Annotated in this window: 16 protein-coding genes and 2 pseudogenes; 11 read left to right on the top strand and 7 right to left on the bottom strand. The window is 62.1% G+C overall.

Features of this window, described 5'->3' with window-relative positions; genetic code table 11:
* Nucleotides 1-103: 103 nt before the first annotated feature.
* Together DNK50_RS29475 and DNK50_RS29480 are read left to right on the top strand one after the other, a co-directional pair.
* Nucleotides 104-763: pseudogene (locus DNK50_RS29475) on the top strand (MCP four helix bundle domain-containing protein); the annotation flags it as partial.
* Nucleotides 764-1,084: 321 nt separating this feature from the next.
* Nucleotides 1,085-1,666: pseudogene (locus DNK50_RS29480) on the top strand (methyl-accepting chemotaxis protein); the annotation flags it as partial.
* A 174-nt stretch (nucleotides 1,667-1,840) separates the two neighbouring features.
* Here DNK50_RS29480 and fabB read toward each other — a convergent pair.
* The 5 genes from fabB to DNK50_RS12740 all read right to left on the bottom strand — a co-directional run bounded on the left by fabB (nucleotide 1,841) and on the right by DNK50_RS12740 (nucleotide 8,787).
* Complete coding sequence (fabB, locus tag DNK50_RS12720) at nucleotides 1,841-3,061, bottom strand: beta-ketoacyl-ACP synthase I (RefSeq protein ID WP_112194333.1); 1,221 nt, start codon at nucleotides 3,059-3,061, stop codon at nucleotides 1,841-1,843.
* Between the two features lie 11 nt (nucleotides 3,062-3,072).
* On the bottom strand, nucleotides 3,073-3,588 hold the full coding sequence (gene fabA / locus DNK50_RS12725; RefSeq protein ID WP_010211704.1) for a 3-hydroxyacyl-[acyl-carrier-protein] dehydratase FabA: 516 nt from the start codon (nucleotides 3,586-3,588) through the stop codon (nucleotides 3,073-3,075).
* A gap of 249 nt (nucleotides 3,589-3,837) precedes the next feature.
* On the bottom strand, nucleotides 3,838-5,739 hold the full coding sequence (locus DNK50_RS12730) for an ATP-binding protein (protein ID WP_112194335.1): 1,902 nt from the start codon (nucleotides 5,737-5,739) through the stop codon (nucleotides 3,838-3,840).
* Nucleotides 5,736-6,665, bottom strand: coding sequence for an ABC transporter substrate-binding protein (locus tag DNK50_RS12735; RefSeq protein ID WP_112194337.1), 930 nt, complete (start codon nucleotides 6,663-6,665; stop codon nucleotides 5,736-5,738). The genes DNK50_RS12730 and DNK50_RS12735 overlap by 4 nt, the downstream gene beginning before the upstream one ends.
* 1 nt (nucleotide 6,666) lies before the next feature.
* Nucleotides 6,667-8,787 (bottom strand): TonB-dependent siderophore receptor, encoded by a 2,121-nt coding sequence (locus tag DNK50_RS12740; protein ID WP_112194338.1) that lies wholly within the window; start codon nucleotides 8,785-8,787, stop codon nucleotides 6,667-6,669.
* Nucleotides 8,788-8,982: 195 nt separating this feature from the next.
* Here DNK50_RS12740 and DNK50_RS12745 point away from each other — a divergent pair, with 195 nt between their 5' ends.
* The 8 genes from DNK50_RS12745 to DNK50_RS12780 all read left to right on the top strand — a co-directional run bounded on the left by DNK50_RS12745 (nucleotide 8,983) and on the right by DNK50_RS12780 (nucleotide 15,186).
* The gene (locus tag DNK50_RS12745; RefSeq protein WP_032889192.1) at nucleotides 8,983-10,008 is read left to right on the top strand and encodes an NAD(P)H-dependent glycerol-3-phosphate dehydrogenase; all 1,026 of its coding nucleotides are present in this window, start codon (nucleotides 8,983-8,985) and stop codon (nucleotides 10,006-10,008) included.
* Between the two features lie 10 nt (nucleotides 10,009-10,018).
* Complete coding sequence (locus DNK50_RS12750) at nucleotides 10,019-10,366, top strand: DUF4389 domain-containing protein (protein WP_112194340.1); 348 nt, start codon at nucleotides 10,019-10,021, stop codon at nucleotides 10,364-10,366.
* The gene (gene sixA, locus DNK50_RS12755; protein ID WP_099586727.1) at nucleotides 10,363-10,812 is read left to right on the top strand and encodes a phosphohistidine phosphatase SixA; all 450 of its coding nucleotides are present in this window, start codon (nucleotides 10,363-10,365) and stop codon (nucleotides 10,810-10,812) included. The genes DNK50_RS12750 and sixA overlap by 4 nt, the downstream gene beginning before the upstream one ends.
* Nucleotides 10,813-10,935: 123 nt before the next feature.
* The gene (locus DNK50_RS12760; RefSeq protein ID WP_112194342.1) at nucleotides 10,936-11,379 is read left to right on the top strand and encodes a hotdog fold thioesterase; all 444 of its coding nucleotides are present in this window, start codon (nucleotides 10,936-10,938) and stop codon (nucleotides 11,377-11,379) included.
* A 96-nt stretch (nucleotides 11,380-11,475) separates the two neighbouring features.
* The gene (locus DNK50_RS12765) at nucleotides 11,476-12,279 is read left to right on the top strand and encodes an alpha/beta fold hydrolase (protein WP_099586725.1); all 804 of its coding nucleotides are present in this window, start codon (nucleotides 11,476-11,478) and stop codon (nucleotides 12,277-12,279) included.
* Complete coding sequence (locus tag DNK50_RS12770) at nucleotides 12,276-13,130, top strand: alpha/beta hydrolase (RefSeq protein ID WP_099586724.1); 855 nt, start codon at nucleotides 12,276-12,278, stop codon at nucleotides 13,128-13,130. Before DNK50_RS12765 ends, DNK50_RS12770 begins: the two co-directional genes overlap by 4 nt.
* A 102-nt stretch (nucleotides 13,131-13,232) precedes the next feature.
* The gene (locus tag DNK50_RS12775) at nucleotides 13,233-14,051 is read left to right on the top strand and encodes a DUF4892 domain-containing protein (RefSeq protein ID WP_112194344.1); all 819 of its coding nucleotides are present in this window, start codon (nucleotides 13,233-13,235) and stop codon (nucleotides 14,049-14,051) included.
* 73 nt (nucleotides 14,052-14,124) lie between these two features.
* Nucleotides 14,125-15,186: an AI-2E family transporter gene (locus DNK50_RS12780; protein WP_099586722.1), complete on the top strand. Its 1,062-nt coding sequence runs from the start codon at nucleotides 14,125-14,127 to the stop codon at nucleotides 15,184-15,186.
* On the opposite strand, the gene DNK50_RS12785 is transcribed toward DNK50_RS12780, so the two are convergent.
* Both DNK50_RS12785 and DNK50_RS12790 read right to left on the bottom strand, forming a co-directional pair.
* Entirely contained in the window at nucleotides 15,183-16,220 is a 1,038-nt protein-coding gene (locus DNK50_RS12785; protein ID WP_112194346.1) for a HAMP domain-containing sensor histidine kinase, read from the bottom strand. The genes DNK50_RS12780 and DNK50_RS12785 overlap by 4 nt on opposite strands.
* Entirely contained in the window at nucleotides 16,220-16,984 is a 765-nt protein-coding gene (locus DNK50_RS12790; protein WP_112196932.1) for a response regulator, read from the bottom strand. The genes DNK50_RS12785 and DNK50_RS12790 overlap by 1 nt, the downstream gene beginning before the upstream one ends.
* A 259-nt stretch (nucleotides 16,985-17,243) precedes the next feature.
* Between DNK50_RS12790 and pyrF the strand changes: the two genes are divergently transcribed.
* The gene (pyrF, locus tag DNK50_RS12795) at nucleotides 17,244-17,942 is read left to right on the top strand and encodes an orotidine-5'-phosphate decarboxylase (protein ID WP_099586720.1); all 699 of its coding nucleotides are present in this window, start codon (nucleotides 17,244-17,246) and stop codon (nucleotides 17,940-17,942) included.
* The last annotated feature ends 65 nt before the right edge of the window (nucleotides 17,943-18,007 follow it).

Genomic DNA, 18,007 nt, shown 5'->3' on the forward strand with positions numbered 1-18,007 from the left:
AGCTGCAAATGGATGCAGCGCATTTGGAAGGAACCAAGGCATGAGTATCAGAAGTTTGAATATCGCCCCCCGCGCCGGTTTGGGGTTTGGCGTGCTGGCATTGATGGTATTTGCGCTGGGCGGCTTTGCGCTGCTGCAGATGGGCAATATGCGCCAGCAGTCGGATCAGGTGGAGAACAACTGGTTGCCGAGCGTGATGGCGGTGGGGGAGATAAGCCAGGACGTGCTGCGCATTCGTGCGCTGACCTTGCGCTTGCTGGTCAGTCGCGATCCCCAGGCCGTGGCACAGAACGAGCAGAAAATCACCGAGACCAAAGCCGCCCTGAATAGCGCCGAACAGCTGTATGAAGCGTTGATCGTGCTGCCTGAGGAGCGTGTGTTGTTTGACCGCTTCAAGGGCGAGCAACAGCACTACCTACAGCGCCAGGAACAGGTCGTGATGCTGTCCAAGGCCAATCGACTGGAAGACGCGATTCAGGTGGTCAACGGCGAGATGAACCAGTTTGCCGATCAAATGGCGCTGACCCTGCGCGCCCTGGGCAGTCTGAACAAGGCCAGTGCCAACGAGGCTGCGAAGCAGGCGCAGAACGTGTTCAGCCAGTCGCGAACCTGGGTCATCGCCATGGTTGCCCTGGCCACGCTGGTTACCATTGGTCTGGCGGTCTGGCTGACCCGCAGTATCGTGCTGCCGCTGGCGCAGTCGCTCCAGGTTGCCCAGAACGTCGCCAGCGGCGATCTGACTGGGGAGATCGTCGTGAGTGGCAAGGACGAGCCCGCGCGCTTACAGCGGGCGCTCAAGGGCATGCAAGACACGTTGCGTGACACCATTCGGCGTATCTCCGAGTCATCGAGCCAGCTTGCGTCGGCTTCCGAGGAGCTCAGTTGCGTCACCGAGGACGCCACCCGTGGTTTGCACCAGCAAAGCCAGGAAATCGAACAGGCCGCCACGGCGGTCAACCAGATGACGGCGGCGGTGGAGGAGGTGGCAAGCAATGCGGTGGCTACGTCCCAGGCGTCCCGCGAGTCGGACCGTATCGCCCAGCAAGGGCGTGAGCAGGTGCAGCAAACCGTCGTGTCAATCGAGGCGCTGGCTATCGATGTGACCGACAACGTGACCCAGGTCGAAGACTTGGCGCAGAAGGTGTACGGCATCAGCAAGGTGCTGGACGTGATTCGCTCGATTGCCGAGCAGACCAATCTACTGGCGCTGAATGCCGCCATTGAGGCCGCGCGGGCAGGTGATGCGGGGCGCGGTTTTGCCGTAGTCGCCGATGAGGTGCGGGCCCTGGCTCATCGTACTCAGCAGTCGACCCAGGAAATCGAGCAGATGATCAGTGGGATTCAGCAGGGCACGGAGCAGGCCGTCAGCTCAATGCAGCAGAGCAATACCCGGGCGCGTTCCACCCTGGACATCGCCAAGTCGGCGGGGACAGCGTTGGAGGCGATTGCCTCGGCGTTCACGCTGATCAATGAGCGCAACCTGGTGATCGCCAGTGCGTCGGAACAGCAGGCGGCGGTGGCGCGTGAAGTGGATCGTAACTTGATGAATATCCGTGATCTGGCGCATCAGACGTCTGCCGGGGCTAACCAGACGAGTGCGGCGAGCCAGGAGTTGTCGCGGTTGGCGGTGGATTTGAATTCGATGGTGGCGCGGTTTTCGGTGTAGGGCTGGGGGCCGAGGAGGCCCTACGGGGAGCAAGCCCTCTCCAATATTGCCCAAAGAATGCGCACGACTGTGGGAGGGGGCTTGCCCCCGATGCAGGCGACTCGGTCTCATTCAGTTGCCCATAAAAAAGCCCCGAACCAGTCGGGGCTTTTTCAGTGGATCAAGCTACAGGTCTTACTTGCCCTGCCAGCGTTTCAGCACCAGGGTGGCGTTAGTGCCACCGAAGCCGAAGCTGTTGCTCATCACGGTGTCGATCTTGGCGTTTTCAACGGTCTTGGTCAGGATCGGCATATCGGCGACGACCGGGTCGATCTCGTCGATGTTGGCCGAGCCAGCCATGAAGTTGCCTTCCATCATCAGCAGGCAGTAGATCGCTTCGTGAACGCCGGCGGCGCCCAGGGAGTGACCCGACAGGCTCTTGGTGGAGCTGATCTTCGGGGCCTTGTCGCCGAATACCGCGCGCACGCCTTCCATTTCCTTGGCGTCGCCGACCGGAGTCGAGGTGCCGTGGGTGTTCAGGTAGTCGATTGGGGTATCAACGGTGGACATGGCCATCTGCATGCAACGGATGGCACCTTCGCCGCTCGGCGCAACCATGTCGTAGCCGTCGGATGTCGCGCCGTAGCCGACGATTTCCGCGTAGATCTTGGCGCCACGGGCCAGAGCGTGTTCCAGCTCCTCGACCACCACCATGCCGCCGCCGCCGGCGATGACGAAACCGTCACGCTTGGCGTCGTAGGCGCGGGAGGCTTTTTCCGGGGTTTCGTTGTACTGGGTGGACAGTGCGCCCATGGCGTCGAACAGGAACGACTGGCTCCAATGTTCTTCTTCACCGCCGCCGGCGAACACGATGTCCTGCTTGCCCAGCTGGATCTGCTCTACCGCAGTACCGATGCAGTGAGCACTGGTGGCGCAGGCCGAGGAGATCGAGTAGTTGACGCCCTTGATGGCGAACGGCGTGGCGAGGCAGGCCGAAACGGTGCTGCCCATGGTCCGCGTTACACGGTACGGGCCAACGCGCTTCACGCCTTTTTCGCGCAGGATGTCCAGCGCTTCCATCTGGTTCAGGGTGGATGCGCCGCCCGAACCGGCGATCAGGCCGGTGCGTACGTTCGATACCTGGTCTTCGCTCAGGCCGGAGTCGGCAATGGCGTCTTTCATGGCCAGGTAGGCGTAGGCGGCAGCGTGGCCGACGAAGCGATAGATCTTGCGATCGATCAGCTCTTCGAGGGGCAGGTCGATGGAGCCGGAAACCTGGCTACGCAGACCCATTTCGGCATATTCCGGGTTGAAGCGGATGCCAGGGCGACTTGCACGCAGGTTAGCGGTGACGGTCTCTTTGTCATTGCCCAGGCAAGAAACGATGCCCAGACCAGTGATAACGACGCGGCGCATGCGGATAACCCTTAAAAGTTGTCAGTGGAAGTGAATACGCCGACCCGAAGGCCTTCGGCAGTATAGATCTCGCGACCGTCGACGCTCACCGAACCATCGGCGATGGCCAGGTTCAGCTTGCCCTTGAGGACGCGCTTGATCTGAATGTTGTAGGTGACTTTCTTGGCGGTCGGCAGGACCTGGCCAAAGAATTTCACTTCGCCCGAACCCAGGGCCCGGCCGCGGCCCGGCAAGCCTTGCCAGCCGAGGAAGAAACCGACCAGTTGCCACATGGCATCAAGGCCCAGGCAACCTGGCATTACAGGGTCACCTTCGAAATGGCAGGCGAAGAACCACAGGTCCGGGGTGATATCCAGCTCGGCGACCAATTCACCTTTGCCGTACTTGCCACCCTCTTCGCTGATATGGGTGATGCGATCCACCATCAGCATGTTCGGGGCGGGCAGTTGCGCGTTACCTGGGCCGAACAGCTCACCGCGACTGCAGCGCAGCAGGTCTTCCCGAGTAAAGGCGTTTTGTTTGGTCATGCGAGCTCCTCAATAATCCCATGCGGCAGGGTAGGGCAAATCTTCCCGAACCGAATGAAGCGTTCATGCCTCATGTCGGCAGCCTACACATAGACTATTGCGTTGTAGTGAAAGTCACAGCGTTAGGCACTGAATGTACACTTGTTCACTGAAATTTTAAACCGGGCCCGTTTAAGGTGCCCGTTCGGGTGCCTAAGACTGCCGCACTTTCGTCTTTCACGCCAGTCGGACTTGGTTGATGGCGCAGCGCTACTGCACCCAACGCTGCAGGATTTGCTGCAAATCCGTGCGTTTGAACGGCTTCGCCAGGTAATCGTTCATGCCCGCCGCCAGGCAGGCTTCGCGGTCGCCCTGCAACGCGTTGGCAGTGAGGGCGATGATCGGCAAGTCGGCACAGCCCGGCAAGTGGCGAATCTGTCTGGTGGCTTCGTAGCCATCGATCAGCGGCAGTCGGCAATCCATCAGGATCGCCGTGAAAATCAGGCTTTCGGCACTGCGGATCGCTTCGGCACCGTCAGTGGCGAGACTCACTTCAAACCCCAGGCTGCGCAGCATGGCTTCCACCACGGTGCGGTTGACGGGGTTGTCTTCCACCAGCAGCACATGACGGCCATCGCCGGCGCTGTGTTTGCCACCGGCATCCACAGCCACCGCGGGCAGGCTGTGTTGGTCGAGCGCCAGTGGAATTTCCAGGGTAAACACCGAACCACGGCCTTCTTCGCTCTGGGCGCGCAGGGTGCCGCCCATGCGTTCGGCCAGGGTGCGGGCGATGGGCAGCCCCAGGCCGGTGCCGCCGTAACGTCTTGAAATGGAACTGTCGGCCTGCTGGAACGCATCGAACATCAATTCCAGGCGCTCGGTGGAAATTCCGATGCCGCTGTCACGCACCGTGCAGGTGAACCACACCAGTTCATGGTCGAGCGTTTGCCAGTGGGGCTCAACGCTGATGCTGCCGTGCTCGGTGAACTTCAAGGCATTGCCGATCAGGTTCACCAGAATCTGGCGGATCCGCGTCGGATCGCCTTGTACCCTGAGTTCATCCATGCCTGGCGGGAGCGCCAGCCTGAGTTCCAACCCACGCTGCTGAGCATTGTGCTGAAACGCCTGGGCGCAACTGTTGATCAGGTCGGCCAGGTTGAACGAAATATGTTCCAGCTCCAGCGCCTCGCGTTCAATGCGCGAGAAGTCGAGGATATCGTTGATCACCTTGAGCAAGTGCTCGGTGGACTCGGAGGCCAGCGCCGCGTATTCGGTCTGCTCCTCGGTCATCTCGGTGGTTTCCAGCAGTTGCAGCATGCCCAGTACGCCGTTCATCGGCGTGCGCAGTTCGTGGCTCATCATGGCCAGGAAGTCCGACTTCGCATTGTTGGCGCGCTCGGCTTCTTCACGGGTCTGGATCAGTTGGGCCATGGCCTGTTGTTGTTCACGACTGGCCTGGTTGAGGCCTTCGGCCAAGTTGTTGATGTGTCGCGAAAGGTCGCCCAGCTCCGAATCGTCGACAATCGGCAGCGGCGTCTTGTAGTCGCCTTGCTGGATCGCCTTGACCGCATGGCCCATGGCACTGATCGGTTGCGACAGGCTGGCGGCCAGGCGTCGGGCGAGCAGGAAGGTAAACAGCAAGGCGAACAGCGCCAGGATCCCGGCCTTGAACAGAATCTCCTGTTGGCGCTGGCTGAAGGCGTCATTGGACATGCCGACAATTACCCGTCCCAGGTAATCCGCGCGTGGCGCCTTGGATTCGCTGAGGTTGTCCTGGAAAAAGTCGTTGCCCAGCTGGATGTGTTGCAGGCGAATCGGCGCCTGGAACACTTTCACCGACAGCGAGCGGTCGTGTTTTTCCGATGCCTGCTCGACATACACCAGAATGTTTTCGCCGCTGTCCTGAATTTCCAGGAAGCGTACATGGGGCGTGGCCAGCGTCGCGCGCAGCAGGCTCTCAAGTACATCGTTGTTGCCCGAGATCACACCGTATTCGGTAGCCGGGGCCAATTGGTTGGCGATCAACTGGCCCGTGTGGTCCAGTTCCTGGCGCAGGTCCTGGATACGCACGAAGGTGAAGAAGCTGATCAGCAGCAACGTCAGCAACAGCGCCGGACCGAGGGTGATGAGCTGGGTGCGGGTGTTGATGTCCCAACGACGGCGCAAGGTCATGGGCGTTTTTCTCCTTCGGCCAATCGGGCGGCGACGCTGGCTTCGTCTACCTGTTCAATGCCCAGTGAACGTGCGACTTGCGGGTTGCCCACGACTTTGAAGTGTTCGGGGTAGAGCACGTGCGGCCAACTGGCGGGTGGCTGGTCCAGCAGGCGGTCGAGTACCGCCAGCCAGTCGGCCTGGTCGCTGTAGGTGCTGGCCAGGCTACCGGCACGCACAAAACCAGCGTTCGGGCCCACCAGCGGCAATTGTTGGGCATAGCTGCTCAGCAGCAGGTTCTTGGCGGTCTTCGGGTTGTACAGCAGCGGATCGTCGAGGCCGAGCAGCACGTCACTGTCCCTGAGCAGGGCCTGCAGCGGGCGGCTGTCGGTGATGTTGTCCCAGAGCTGGGGCTCGATCTTCAGCTCCAGGGCCTCTGCATAGCGGCGCAGCTCGGGCAGCAGGAACTCACTCTCGGTGCTGTAGAGCACGCCGATGCGCTGCGCCTGAGGCAGGATGCTGGTGATCAGGCGCAGTTGGCGCTCCAGCGGCGGATCGCTCCACAACAGGCTGATCCGCGCATGCCGGGATGCCTGCGGACGCTGATGGGCTTGTAGCCGGCTGATGCGCAGCACCAGGGTTGGCGGGCCCTCGGGATCCTGCAGGCGCCAGTCCAGGCCGGGCAGGTCCAGCAGGATCAAGCGCGTGCTGGCAGGCAAGTCGCTGGGCGAGGGCAAGTCCTTGAGGGGCATGAAGGTGACGTGGTCTTCGGGGCGTTGCCGGGCCAGGGCCTGGGTAAAGGTTTGTACCCCTGCACCGTCTTCGTCGGCGGTCAGCAGTATCTCGGCGCTCCACGCCGGTGCGGCCAGCCACAGGCAGGCCAGCAGCACGGCGCGTCGGCAGCCCTGATAGATAAAGAAGCAGGTCATCCGTGACGAGTCGCCCATGTCAGAACTCTAACTCCGCGCTGAAGTAGAGGACGTGGCGATGATCGTAAGTGTTGTCGGCCCAGGTGGTGGGCTGGTTGTCGAGACGTTGTTGCAGCATGCCGGCCAGCTCCACGTTGGCTTTGCCCAGGGCAATGCGCTTGGCCACCCGCAGGTCGACCCGTTCGAAGCGATATTGATTGAGTGCGTCGTCGCCATAGTAGAACAGCGCGCTCGACCAGCCCCGGCCCCATTCGCGCAACCAGCCGGCGGAGCCACTGTTGCGCGCCGTCTGGGCTTTGTCCCGTGGGTTGCTGGCGGTGGCGTCGACGTAAGCATAGGTCAGCCGCAAACGGTCGGCGTTGCTTACCCGCCAGTCGAACTGCGATTCGGCGCCGGTAAACCGCGAGCTGTTGGCGTTGCTGGCGATGTACTGGTTGTTGCGCAGGGGCGAGCTGATCATGTCGGTGATTTCGTCATAGAACAGTTTCACGTCCATGGTCAGCCCGATGTCGGCAAAGAACCCGTTGTAACCCAGTTCTCGCGAGCGCATCAGTTCTTTGTCGAGATTGCCCGGGCCACGGGTCTTCACGAAGTACTGCCCGGTGCTTTGCCCGTAGGCCGGGGAGCTGAGGTTGGTGACGCGGTAGCTCCAGTTGACGTTGTTCTCGAACATGTCCGGCGAACGGATCGCTTCGGAATACACCGCGCGCAGGCCGTGGCGCGGGTTGATCAGATAGTTGACCGCCACCCGTGGCGTCAGTGAGTGGCCGCTCAGGCGCGTGTCTTCGAACATGGCGCCGCCTTGCAGCAACCAATGCTCGCTGGCGCGCCATTCCAACTGGCCGAACAGGCGCCAAGTGGTGTCGTCCAGGGTGCCGTTGAAGTAGGTGTCGGAGTCGGCGCGGTCGTAGCGATAGTTCATGCCGCTGACCAGGCGCAGGCTGTCGGACAGGCTGAGGGTGTCTTGGATTTCCAGGTCGTAACGGCTTTCGCGTGTGCTTTGGTTGATGTCACCGCACACGCTCTGGTTGGCGCCGTTGCGCCATTGATCCAACACCTGATTGGCCAAGGCTTGCTCGGCGGCACTGCCTGGCGGCGCGGAACCTTGGCTGTAGGTTTCCATGTGCCGGGCCAGCAATTCGGCGTAGTTGGGGTTGAGTTGCCACAACTGGGTAAGCTCGGGGCTGAACGAAACCTTGGCGTCGCAAGCCTTCCAGATTTGCTGGCGGTCCCACTGCTGCGCCGAACCTTGGACGTACAGGCTGTGTTCGGGGTTGAAGTCGATGTTCCAGCGAAGGGAGCCGGCGTAGTCCTTGGCCGTGACGTCGGAGTTATTACCGCCTTCGGTAATCCCGGCGAATACTGGTGTGTAGGTATACGGACGCTGATTGGTGCCTTCCTTGGCGTCCAGTTGCCAGTCGATGCTTTGCTGGGCGTTCAGCGTCTGACTCACTGCCAGGCTGAAGCGATTGAGTCGGCGGCTGTCACGGCGGTCGGCACCGGCAGCATCGCTGTCGAAGCCATCGTCCTGTTGTCCGGACAGCGACAGGCGCAAATCACCGGTTTCCCAGCCTACGCCCTGGCTGGCATAGAAATCGTTGATCCCGCGTTCGCCGCGAATCACCTTGACCCTTGATCCGTGGCTGTTGGCCGGTGAGCGCGTAAGAATATTCACCACCGCCATCAGTGCATTGGCGCCGTAGCTGACGGTATTGGGGCCGCGGAACACTTCGATGCGCTCGATATCCTCCATGGCCACCGGAATGTCACTCCAGTCCACCGTTGCCAGGCCGGCGCGGTACACCGAGCGCCCGTCGATCAAGACCTGCATGCGTCGTGCATCGTTGGCGCTGGTGCCATGGTAGTTCACCGCCGCCTGGTTGCCGGTGGTGTAGCCGACCATCATTCCCGGCACCAGGCGCAGCAGTTCGCTGATGTCCCGTGCGCCGCTGGCTTTGATCAGTTCGCTGTCGATCACGGTCATGCTACCGGGCACGGCGGCGGCCGATTGCTTGAGGCGCGTGGCGGTCAAGACCTGCGGCAGCGGCTGGCTGTCAAGGAACAGATCGTCAGCCAGTACCGAGGTACTGCACAACAGCAGCAGCAATAGAGATGAGTGGGAAGGAGGGCCCAAAGACACGACACGGCCTTGATAATGACGGATAGCCGACCATGTTAACTGAGGCGGGGCCATTTGCCATTCGCCACACTTGCAATTACGTCACTCGTCCATGGCATTTTCCGACAGGCGCACGATTTGATTCGGGGGCTGGTCGCAAGCAGGTCGCCCCGTATAATGCCGCCATCGCCACTGGTATGGATTAACGGATTGCATATGACTGAACAGCGCCCTATTGCGGTCCTGGGAGGCGGAAGTTTTGGTACCGCCGTGGCAAACCTGCTGGCCGAGAACGGTCACGCAGTGCGCCAGTGGATGCGCGATCCCGAGCAGGCCGAGGCCATTCGCGTGCATCGGGAGAACCCTCGTTACCTCAAAGGCATCAAGATTCATCCGGCGGTCGAGCCGGTCACCGATCTGCTGGCCACCCTGACGGACTGCGACCTGTGTTTTGTCGCGCTGCCCTCCAGCGCCTTGCGCTCTGTGTTGGCGCCCCATGCCGAACGTCTGGCGGGCAAGATGCTGGTCAGCCTGACCAAGGGCATCGAGGCGCAGACCTTCAAGTTGATGAGCGAAATCCTTGAAGAAATTGCCCCTCAGGCACGCATCGGCGTGTTGTCCGGGCCGAACCTGGCGCGGGAAGTCGCCGAGCACGCGCTGACCGCCACCGTGGTCGCCAGCGAAGACGAAGCCCTGTGCGAGCGCGTCCAGGCGGTGCTGCATGGTCGTACTTTTCGTGTGTATGCCAGTAGCGATCGTTTCGGCGTCGAATTGGGCGGTGCGCTCAAGAACGTCTACGCGATCATCGCCGGCATGGCGGTGGCCCTGGGCATGGGCGAAAACACCAAGAGCATGCTGATCACCCGCGCCTTGGCCGAGATGACGCGCTTTGCGGTGAATCAGGGCGCCAACCCGATGACCTTCCTCGGCCTCGCAGGCGTGGGCGACCTGATCGTCACGTGTTCTTCGCCGAAAAGCCGCAACTACCAAGTAGGTTTCGCCCTGGGCCAAGGCTTGAGCCTGGAAGACGCGGTGACGCGCCTGGGCGAAGTGGCCGAAGGCGTCAACACCCTCAAGGTGCTCAAGGCGAAGGCCCAGGAGGTGGGCGTATACATGCCGCTGGTCGCGGGGCTGCACGCGATCCTGTTCGAAGGGCGCACCTTGAACCAGGTCATCGAGTTGCTGATGCGCGCCGAGCCGAAAACCGATGTCGACTTTATTTCCACCAGTGGTTTCAACTGAGGAACGCGTCATGAACGATCCGAAAGCAGCTCCCAAGTACGAATCCATTGTCCTGCGCATCCTGTGGATGCTGGTGTTTGCCCTGGTGTGGCAACTCGCGCAGTTCATTCTCGGCGCGCTGGTCGTGGTGCAATTGATCTATCGCTTGATCTACGGCGCACCGAACCTGGGCCTGATGAATTTCGGCGACAGTCTCAGCCAGTTCCTCGCCCAGATCGGCCGCTTCGGCAGCTTCCATAGCGAGCAGAAGCCTTGGCCCTTCGCCGACTGGCCAACCCCGCGCGCGCCCGAGGGCGAAGCCGCCCATAGCGTGCCCCCGGCGCCGCACCCAGTGCGCGATGAAGAGCCAAAACTGTGAAGTTGTGGATTCTGCGCCACGGCGAGGCCCAAGGGCATGCGCGTACGGATGCCGAACGCAACCTCACTGAACATGGCCGTGGCGAAGTGTTGCGCAGTGCTGCGCATCTGATTGGCCAGCCGCTCAGCGCCATTATCGCCAGCCCCTACGTGCGGGCGCAGCAAACCGCGCAACTGGTACGCGAGGCGTTGGGGTTTGAACCAGAAATCCGCACGGTGCCGTGGCTGACGCCGGAGGGCAATCCACTGCAGGTGCTGGAAAAGCTCGACACGGATGACAACGTGCTGCTGGTCAGTCATCAACCCTTGGTCGGCAGCTTGATCAGCTTCTTGCAGCACGGCCACCCACGCCAGCCAGAACCGATGCACACCGCCAGCCTGGCGGAACTGGAGGGCGACTTCCCGCTAGCGGGGCTGATGAGCCTGGTGAGTGTGAAGAACCCGTAGGCTATATCGCTGCTTTATCCCTGCGGGGTGTAAACGGCTGTGCGGCGTCGATTTTGAAACGAGCGTTCCGATGCGGTTGTGTGGCAGGATTAGGGTCGTAATAAAACCAACAAGGACAATCGCATGAGCCTGTGGCGCAACCCACCGAATATAGAACAACTCAACGCCAGCCAGAAAAACACCATCGGTGAACTGCTGGATATCCGCTTTGAAAGCTTCGACGACGAATCCCTGACCGCCAGCATGGTGGTCGATCACCGTACCCATCAGCCTTACGGGCTGCTGCACGGCGGCGCTTCGGTGGTGCTGGCAGAAAGCGTCGGCTCCATGGCGGCTTACCTGTGCATCGACGGGAGCAAGTTCTATTGCGTAGGCCTGGAGATCAACGCCAATCACCTGCGCGGTGTGCGCAGCGGACGAGTGACGGCGGTGGCCAAGGCGATCCATATCGGGCGCACCACGCAGGTGTGGGACATCCGTCTGACCACCGAAGATGGCAAGGCCAACTGCGTTTCCCGCTTGACCATGGCCGTGGTGCCGCTGGGCGAGAACCCGCCGCCGCGATAGGCGTGGCGTGAGTGTCACCATTCCTGGCAGTTACAGTCATTGCTGTGCTGCCCGGGCATGGTGACAATCAATCTATGTTTTTATAGAGGGGCCGGTATGTCGCAGCACGTGTTTTTTGCCCACGCCAATGGCTTTCCTTCGGCCACCTACGGCAAGCTGTTTGCCGCCCTGGCCCCGGAATACACAGTGGCTCACCTGCCACAGCACGGTCACGACCCCAGGTTTCCGGTGGATGATAACTGGCAGAACCTGGTCGACGAGTTGATCCACCACCTGGAACAGCAGCCGGAACCGGTGTGGGGTGTGGGCCACTCCCTGGGCGGCGTGTTGCATTTGCACGCGGCCATGCGTTGCCCGCAGCTGTATCGCGGTGTGGTGATGCTCGATTCTCCGGTATTGACGCGTGCAGACCGCTGGGTGATCCGCGCCGCCAAGCGCTTCGGTTTTATCGACCGCCTGACCCCGGCCGGTCGCACCCTGGGCCGTCGTGAAGAGTTCACTGACCTCGACGCAGCGCGCAGCTATTTTGCCGGTAAGACCCTGTTCCGTGGCTTCGACCCGGAGTGCTTCGACGCTTACCTGCAACATGGTCTGTATCAAGCGGGCGACCGACTGCGCCTGCGCTTCGACCCGGCCACCGAAATCAGCATCTACCGTGGCGTGCCCCACACCAGCCCCGGTCAGGTGCGCCAGTTGAAGGTGCCGCTGGCGGTGGTGCGCGGTCGCCAGAGCCGGGTGGTGATGCGTCACCATGCCAGCGGGGTCGACCGTCTGCCCATGGGCGAAATGCTCACCATGCCCGGCGGCCACATGTTCCCCCTCGAACGCCCCCAGGACACTGCGACCTTGATCAAGACCCTGTTTGCCCGCTGGGAAGCCCGTGAGCGCAGTTGCGCATGAGCGCGCCGGTCGAAGAAGTGCGCCTGAGCCTGCCCCATATCGAATTGGCGGCCCACCTGTTTGGTCCCGAAGACGGTTTGCCGGTGATTGCCCTGCATGGCTGGCTGGACAACGCCAACAGTTTTGCGCGCCTGGCGCCCAAGCTCACGGGCTTGCGTATCGTGGCGCTGGACATGGCCGGCCATGGGCATTCGGCGCACCGTCCTACGGGTGCCGGTTATGCGTTGTGGGATTACGTCCACGATGTACTGCAAGTCGCTGAGCAACTGGGCTGGAAACGTTTTGCATTACTTGGCCACTCCCTCGGTGCCATCGTTTCTCTGGTGCTGGCCGGCGCCATGCCGGAGCGGGTGACTCACCTGGGATTGATCGACGGCGTGATCCCACCCACCGCCAGTGGCGAGAACGCTGCCGAGCGCCTGGGCATGGCCTTGCAGGCGCAATTGAACCTGCAGGACAAGCGTAAGCCGGTCTACAGCACCTTGGACCGAGCGGTCGAAGCGCGCATGAAAGGCTTGGTGGCCGTCAGCCGTGAAGCCGCCGAGCTGCTGGCCCAGCGCGGTTTGATGCCGGTGCCGGGTGGTTACACCTGGCGTTCGGACAGTCGCCTGACACTGGCTTCACCGATTCGTCTGACCGATGAGCAGGCGATGGCCTTCGTGCGGCGTGTGGGATGCCCTACGCAGTTGGTGGTCGCCGCTGACGGCATGTTGGCGAAACATCCTGAATTGCTTTCCCAGCTACCCTTTACGGTAACCACACTGCCAGGCGGCCATCATTTGCACTTGAATGATGAGCCGGGTGCGGTCCTTGTTGCAGACTGTTTCAATCGGTTCTTCTCCGCGCCTTGACTTGGGGCGGTCAACTGCCGAGGCTGGGCGGATTGAAAGGGAGTCAACCATGAATGTTTTCAACACCGCTGTGACCTCCAATGGCCAGGGCTCGTTGAGCTTATGAGCGTGCGTAACGGCTGTATCCGTATCCTCGGGCTGAGCCTGCTCAGCCCACTGGTGTTCGCCGCCGACGTACCGGGAAGCCAGGACCTGCCCGCCGTGGCCCGGCAGGTCGACGCACAAATCGTCGATTACCGCCCCGCTGAAGAAAAAGAACGCATCTACCCCATGGGCGCGATCCGCAAGATCAGCGGCCAACTGCGCTATGAAGGCCAGGCCATCGCCCGAGGCCAAGCCACGGCGATTACCTACGAACTGCCCGCCGAACACAGCTCCGACGCTGCATTTACCTCTACCCGCGAAGCTTTGCAGGCCAAGGGCGCGCAACTGTTGTTCTGGTGCAAGGCCCGCGACTGTGGTGAAAGCAGCCTGTGGGCCAACGAGATCTTCGGCAACGCCAAGCTGGTCGGCGCCGATGGCCAGCAGGAATACCTGCTGCTGCGTCTGGCGGCCCCGCAGGACAATTCCCTGGTGGCGCTGTACGGCATCACCCGAGGCAACCGCCGTGCCTATCTGCACGTAGAACAACTGGACGCCAGCGCCCCGCTGGGCGACCTGTTGCCCACCTCGGCCACCCTGTTGCGCGAGTTGAAGAGCACCGGCGAACTGGACCTTCCAGCGCTGGGCGCCGAGCCCAGTGACACCTGGCTGACGCTGATCTCCCGTGGCTTGAACCTCGACACTACCTTGCGTGTCAGCCTGTCCGGGCCCACTGCCGAAGCCTGGCGCCAGGCCCTGGTCGACAAAGGCGTGCGCGCTGCGCGCCTGGAAACCGGTACCGGTGAAACCAAAGGCTTGCACCTGCATCTGATACGCTGACCGCCTATAAGGCGAACGGACCCGAGCCGTTCGCCTAAGCTTACTTCCTACAGCCTTTTTTCCGAGATACCCCATGCTCAATAACGATCGCCTGCTGGTGCAAATCCTGCTGCTGGTGCTGTTTGGTGCCAGTTTCTGGGTGATGGCGCCGTTCTGGTCGGCGCTGTTCTGGGGCGCGGTGCTGGCGTTTGCCAGTTGGCCGTTGATGGTGCTGCTGACGCGCTGGCTGGGTGGCCGTGAATCCCTGGCCGCTGGCATCCTGACCCTGGGCTGGATGCTGTTGGTGGCGGTGCCGCTGGTGTGGCTGGGGTTCAACCTGGCGGACCATGTGCGCGATGCGGTGGCGTTGATCAAGGATATCCAGGTCGACGGGCTGCCCGAGGCGCCAACCTGGCTGGGCTCAATCCCCTTTTTGGGGGAGCGCCTGGTCGGGATGTGGAACAGCATCGACGAGCAGGGCGCCGCGCTGATGGTCAGCATCAAGCCGTACCTGGGCCAGGTGGGCAACTGGCTGTTGGCGCGCAGCGCGCAGATCGGCGGCGGTATCCTTGAGCTGACCCTGAGCCTGGTGTTCGTGTTCTTTTTCTATCGCGACGGGCCACGGTTGGCGATGTTCGTCCATCGGCTGCTCGAACGCTTGATCGGGGAGCGTGCCGGTTATTACATCGAATTGGTCGCGGGGACCGTGCAACGGGTCGTCAACGGCGTGATCGGCACCGCCGCTGCCCAGGCCGTGCTGGCGCTGATCGGCTTCTGGATTGCCGGAGTGCCTGGCGCGCTGGTGCTCGGCATCGTGACCTTCCTGCTCAGCCTGATTCCCATGGGGCCGCCGTTGGTGTGGATCCCGGCCACGGCGTGGCTGGCCTGGAAGGGCGATTACACCTACGCGGTGTTCCTGGGCGTGTGGGGGACGTTCATCATCAGTGGCGTGGACAACGTGCTCAAGCCGTACCTGATCAGCCGTGGCGGCAATCTGCCGCTGGTGATTGTGTTGCTCGGGGTGTTCGGCGGCTTGATCGCGTTTGGTTTTATCGGTCTGTTTATCGGCCCGACCCTGTTGGCCGTGGCGTACAGCCTGTTGATGGATTGGAGCGCAACCCAGGCTCAAGGGCGACGCGAAGACAAACCTCTCTAAGCCCGGGGCAGCCACATCACGGCGGTCAAACCGCCGCCTGGGGTTTCCTCCAGGCTCAGGCGACCGCCGAGGCGCTCAGCGGCGTCCTTGGAAATCGTCATGCCCAGGCCGACGCCACCGGAATTGCGGTTGCGTGAGCCTTCCAGGCGGAAGAAGGGCTCGAATACGGCTTCGCGCTGATCGGCCGCGATTCCCGGGCCGTGGTCGATCACGCGGATGATCAGGGCTTCACGGCTATCCTCCAGTTCAACCCGCGCCGTGCCGGCATAGCGCAAGGCGTTGTCGATCAAGTTGTTCAAGCACGAGCGCAAGGCCATCGGTTGCACCTGTAACGGCACGCAAGTGCCGGCGAACTGCACGTCGCAGCCCTGGTCCTGGGCGTTTTCACTCAGTGACTCCACCAGCGCCTGCACATCCAGCCAATGTCGGGTTTCGCTGGTGCGCTGCTCGTGCAGGTAGCTCAGGGTGGCATCAAGCATGCCGATCATGTCGTCCAGGTCCTGGCGCATCTGGCCCTGCAGCCTGGTGTCGTCGATCTGCTCCAGGCGGAGCTTGAGGCGTGACAGCGGAGTGCGCAGGTCGTGGGAGACGGCGCCGAGCATGCGTGCACGTTGGCTGACTTGTTCGCGGATACGGCGTTGCATCAGGTTGAAAGTCGATGCTGCTTTGCGCGCTTCCTGCGGCCCGGACTCATCCAGCGGCGGGCTGTCGAGGTCCAGGCTCAGGCGTTCGGCGGCTTCGCTCAGGCGCTGGATCGGTCGGCTCAGCAGCTTGGCGCCATACCAGGCGGCGATGATCAGGCAGATGAACTGGAACGTCAGTGGGACTACCGGGCCGCCAAACCACGGGCGACGATGTTCCTTATGCACCGGCATCAAAGTACCGTCCGGTTCCTCGACAAATGTTTCCTGAGGCGGCGGCGGGGGAGGGCCGTAATAACGGAACCAAGAAATCGCCAGTACATGTGCCAGCACAATCGCCACCAGCAACACGCCGAACAGTCGACCGAACAGCGTATTGAAGGGGGTACGCATCAGCCGATATCCCGCGCGTCAAACAGGTAGCCTTCGCCGCGCACGGTCTTGATCAACTGCGGCGCCTTGGGATCATCCCCCAGTTTCTGACGCAGGCGCGAGACCAGCAAGTCGATGCTGCGATCAAACGCTTCAATGGACCGACCACGGGCGGCATCCAGCAACTGCTCGCGGCTCAACACCCGGCGCGGGCGCTCGATAAACACCCACAACAGACGGAACTCGGCGTTGGACAGCGGCACTACGAGGCCATCGTCCGCCACCAGTTGGCGCAGCACGCTGTTGAGGCGCCAGTTGTCGAAGCGGATATTGGCGCGCTGCTCGGTGCGGTCATCGCGTACGCGGCGCAGGATGGTCTGGATACGTGCCACCAGTTCGCGTGGTTCGAACGGCTTGGACATGTAGTCGTCGGCGCCCAGCTCCAGGCCGATGATGCGGTCGGTGGGCTCGCAGCGGGCGGTGAGCATCAGGATCGGAATATCCGAATCCGAGCGCAGCCAGCGGCACAGCGACAGGCCGTCTTCGCCCGGCAGCATCAGGTCGAGCACCACCACGTCAAAGGTTTCGGCTTGCATCGCCTGGCGCATTGCGGCGCCGTCGGTGACGCCAGTGGCGAGAATATTGAAGCGTGCCAGGTAGTCGATCAGCAGTTCGCGAATCGGCACATCGTCGTCGACGATCAGCGCACGGGTGTTCCAGCGCTTGTCATCGGCGGCCACCGCGCCTTTTTGCTCGTCGTTCACAGGGACAAAAGGGGTATGCATAATGCGATCATCTGCCTGGTTGTTGCGGTCAGCATAGGCGCCCAGCCCCATGGCTGGAAGTGCTGGTCGGAGGGTAGTGCGGGCGAGGCTAGCGGCGGGGCGTGTTGGGGGCATGTCGTGAATGTATCAGCTTTGAAACATTTGCCCGAAAGGCCCGTGAAATGGCGGTTGGTCAGTATTTACCGATCATCGGATCCCGCAACGCCGCTGCTTGCGCTACAATCCGCGCCGATTTCGACTTGCCTGAGAGCCCATTCCAATGTCCGTCTGCCAGACTCCTATCATCGTCGCCCTGGATTACCCCACCCGTGACGCCGCACTGAAGCTGGCTGACCAGTTGGACCCCGCGCTTTGCCGGGTCAAGGTCGGCAAGGAACTGTTCACCAGTTGCGCCGCAGAAATCGTCGGCACCCTGCGTGACAAAGGCTTCGAAGTGTTCCTCGACCTGAAATTCCACGATATTCCGAATACCACCGCCATGGCGGTCAAGGCCGCCGCCGAAATGGGCGTGTGGATGGTCAACGTGCACTGCTCCGGCGGCCTGCGCATGATGACGGCCTGCCGCGAAGTGCTGGAACAGCGCAGCGGCCCTAAACCGCTGCTGATCGGCGTGACCGTGCTGACCAGCATGGAGCGCGAAGACCTGGCCGGTATCGGCCTGGACATCGAGCCTCAGGAGCAGGTGCTGCGTCTGGCCGCGTTGGCCCAGAAAGCCGGCCTCGACGGCCTGGTGTGCTCGGCCCTGGAAGCCCAGGCGCTGAAAACCGCCCACCCGTCGCTGCAATTGGTGACCCCGGGGATCCGCCCGGCGGGCAGTGCCCAGGATGACCAGCGCCGTATCCTTACGCCGCGCCAGGCACTGGATGCGGGTTCCGATTACCTGGTAATCGGCCGTCCGATCAGCCAGGCGGCGGATCCGGCCAAGGCGTTGGCGGCGGTTGTTGCCGAGATCGCCTGATCCCTGACGCTGTGAGAACCCCATGTGGGAGCAAGCTTGCCCCCGATGGCCCTGCGCATCGCAGG

The organism is Pseudomonas sp. LG1E9, from assembly GCF_003290225.1.
GTDB lineage: Bacteria > Pseudomonadota > Gammaproteobacteria > Pseudomonadales > Pseudomonadaceae > Aquipseudomonas > Aquipseudomonas cyclaminis.

Excerpts from the sequence above, each read along its gene's own strand:
- DNK50_RS12760 (WP_112194342.1), top strand. The coding sequence starts at position 10,936 with ATGAGCCTGTGGCGCAACCCACCGAATATAGAACAACTCAACGCCAGC.
- fabB (WP_112194333.1), bottom strand. The coding sequence starts at position 3,061 with ATGCGCCGCGTCGTTATCACTGGTCTGGGCATCGTTTCTTGCCTGGGC.
- DNK50_RS12750 (WP_112194340.1), top strand. The coding sequence starts at position 10,019 with ATGAACGATCCGAAAGCAGCTCCCAAGTACGAATCCATTGTCCTGCGC.
- fabA (WP_010211704.1), bottom strand. The coding sequence starts at position 3,588 with ATGACCAAACAAAACGCCTTTACTCGGGAAGACCTGCTGCGCTGCAGT.
- DNK50_RS12785 (WP_112194346.1), bottom strand. The coding sequence starts at position 16,220 with ATGCGTACCCCCTTCAATACGCTGTTCGGTCGACTGTTCGGCGTGTTG.
- DNK50_RS12730 (WP_112194335.1), bottom strand. The coding sequence starts at position 5,739 with ATGACCTTGCGCCGTCGTTGGGACATCAACACCCGCACCCAGCTCATC.
- DNK50_RS12745 (WP_032889192.1), top strand. The coding sequence starts at position 8,983 with ATGACTGAACAGCGCCCTATTGCGGTCCTGGGAGGCGGAAGTTTTGGT.
- DNK50_RS12780 (WP_099586722.1), top strand. The coding sequence starts at position 14,125 with ATGCTCAATAACGATCGCCTGCTGGTGCAAATCCTGCTGCTGGTGCTG.
- DNK50_RS12790 (WP_112196932.1), bottom strand. The coding sequence starts at position 16,984 with ATGCATACCCCTTTTGTCCCTGTGAACGACGAGCAAAAAGGCGCGGTG.
- DNK50_RS12775 (WP_112194344.1), top strand. The coding sequence starts at position 13,233 with ATGAGCGTGCGTAACGGCTGTATCCGTATCCTCGGGCTGAGCCTGCTC.
- DNK50_RS12765 (WP_099586725.1), top strand. The coding sequence starts at position 11,476 with ATGTCGCAGCACGTGTTTTTTGCCCACGCCAATGGCTTTCCTTCGGCC.
- DNK50_RS12770 (WP_099586724.1), top strand. The coding sequence starts at position 12,276 with ATGAGCGCGCCGGTCGAAGAAGTGCGCCTGAGCCTGCCCCATATCGAA.
- DNK50_RS12735 (WP_112194337.1), bottom strand. The coding sequence starts at position 6,665 with ATGGGCGACTCGTCACGGATGACCTGCTTCTTTATCTATCAGGGCTGC.
- pyrF (WP_099586720.1), top strand. The coding sequence starts at position 17,244 with ATGTCCGTCTGCCAGACTCCTATCATCGTCGCCCTGGATTACCCCACC.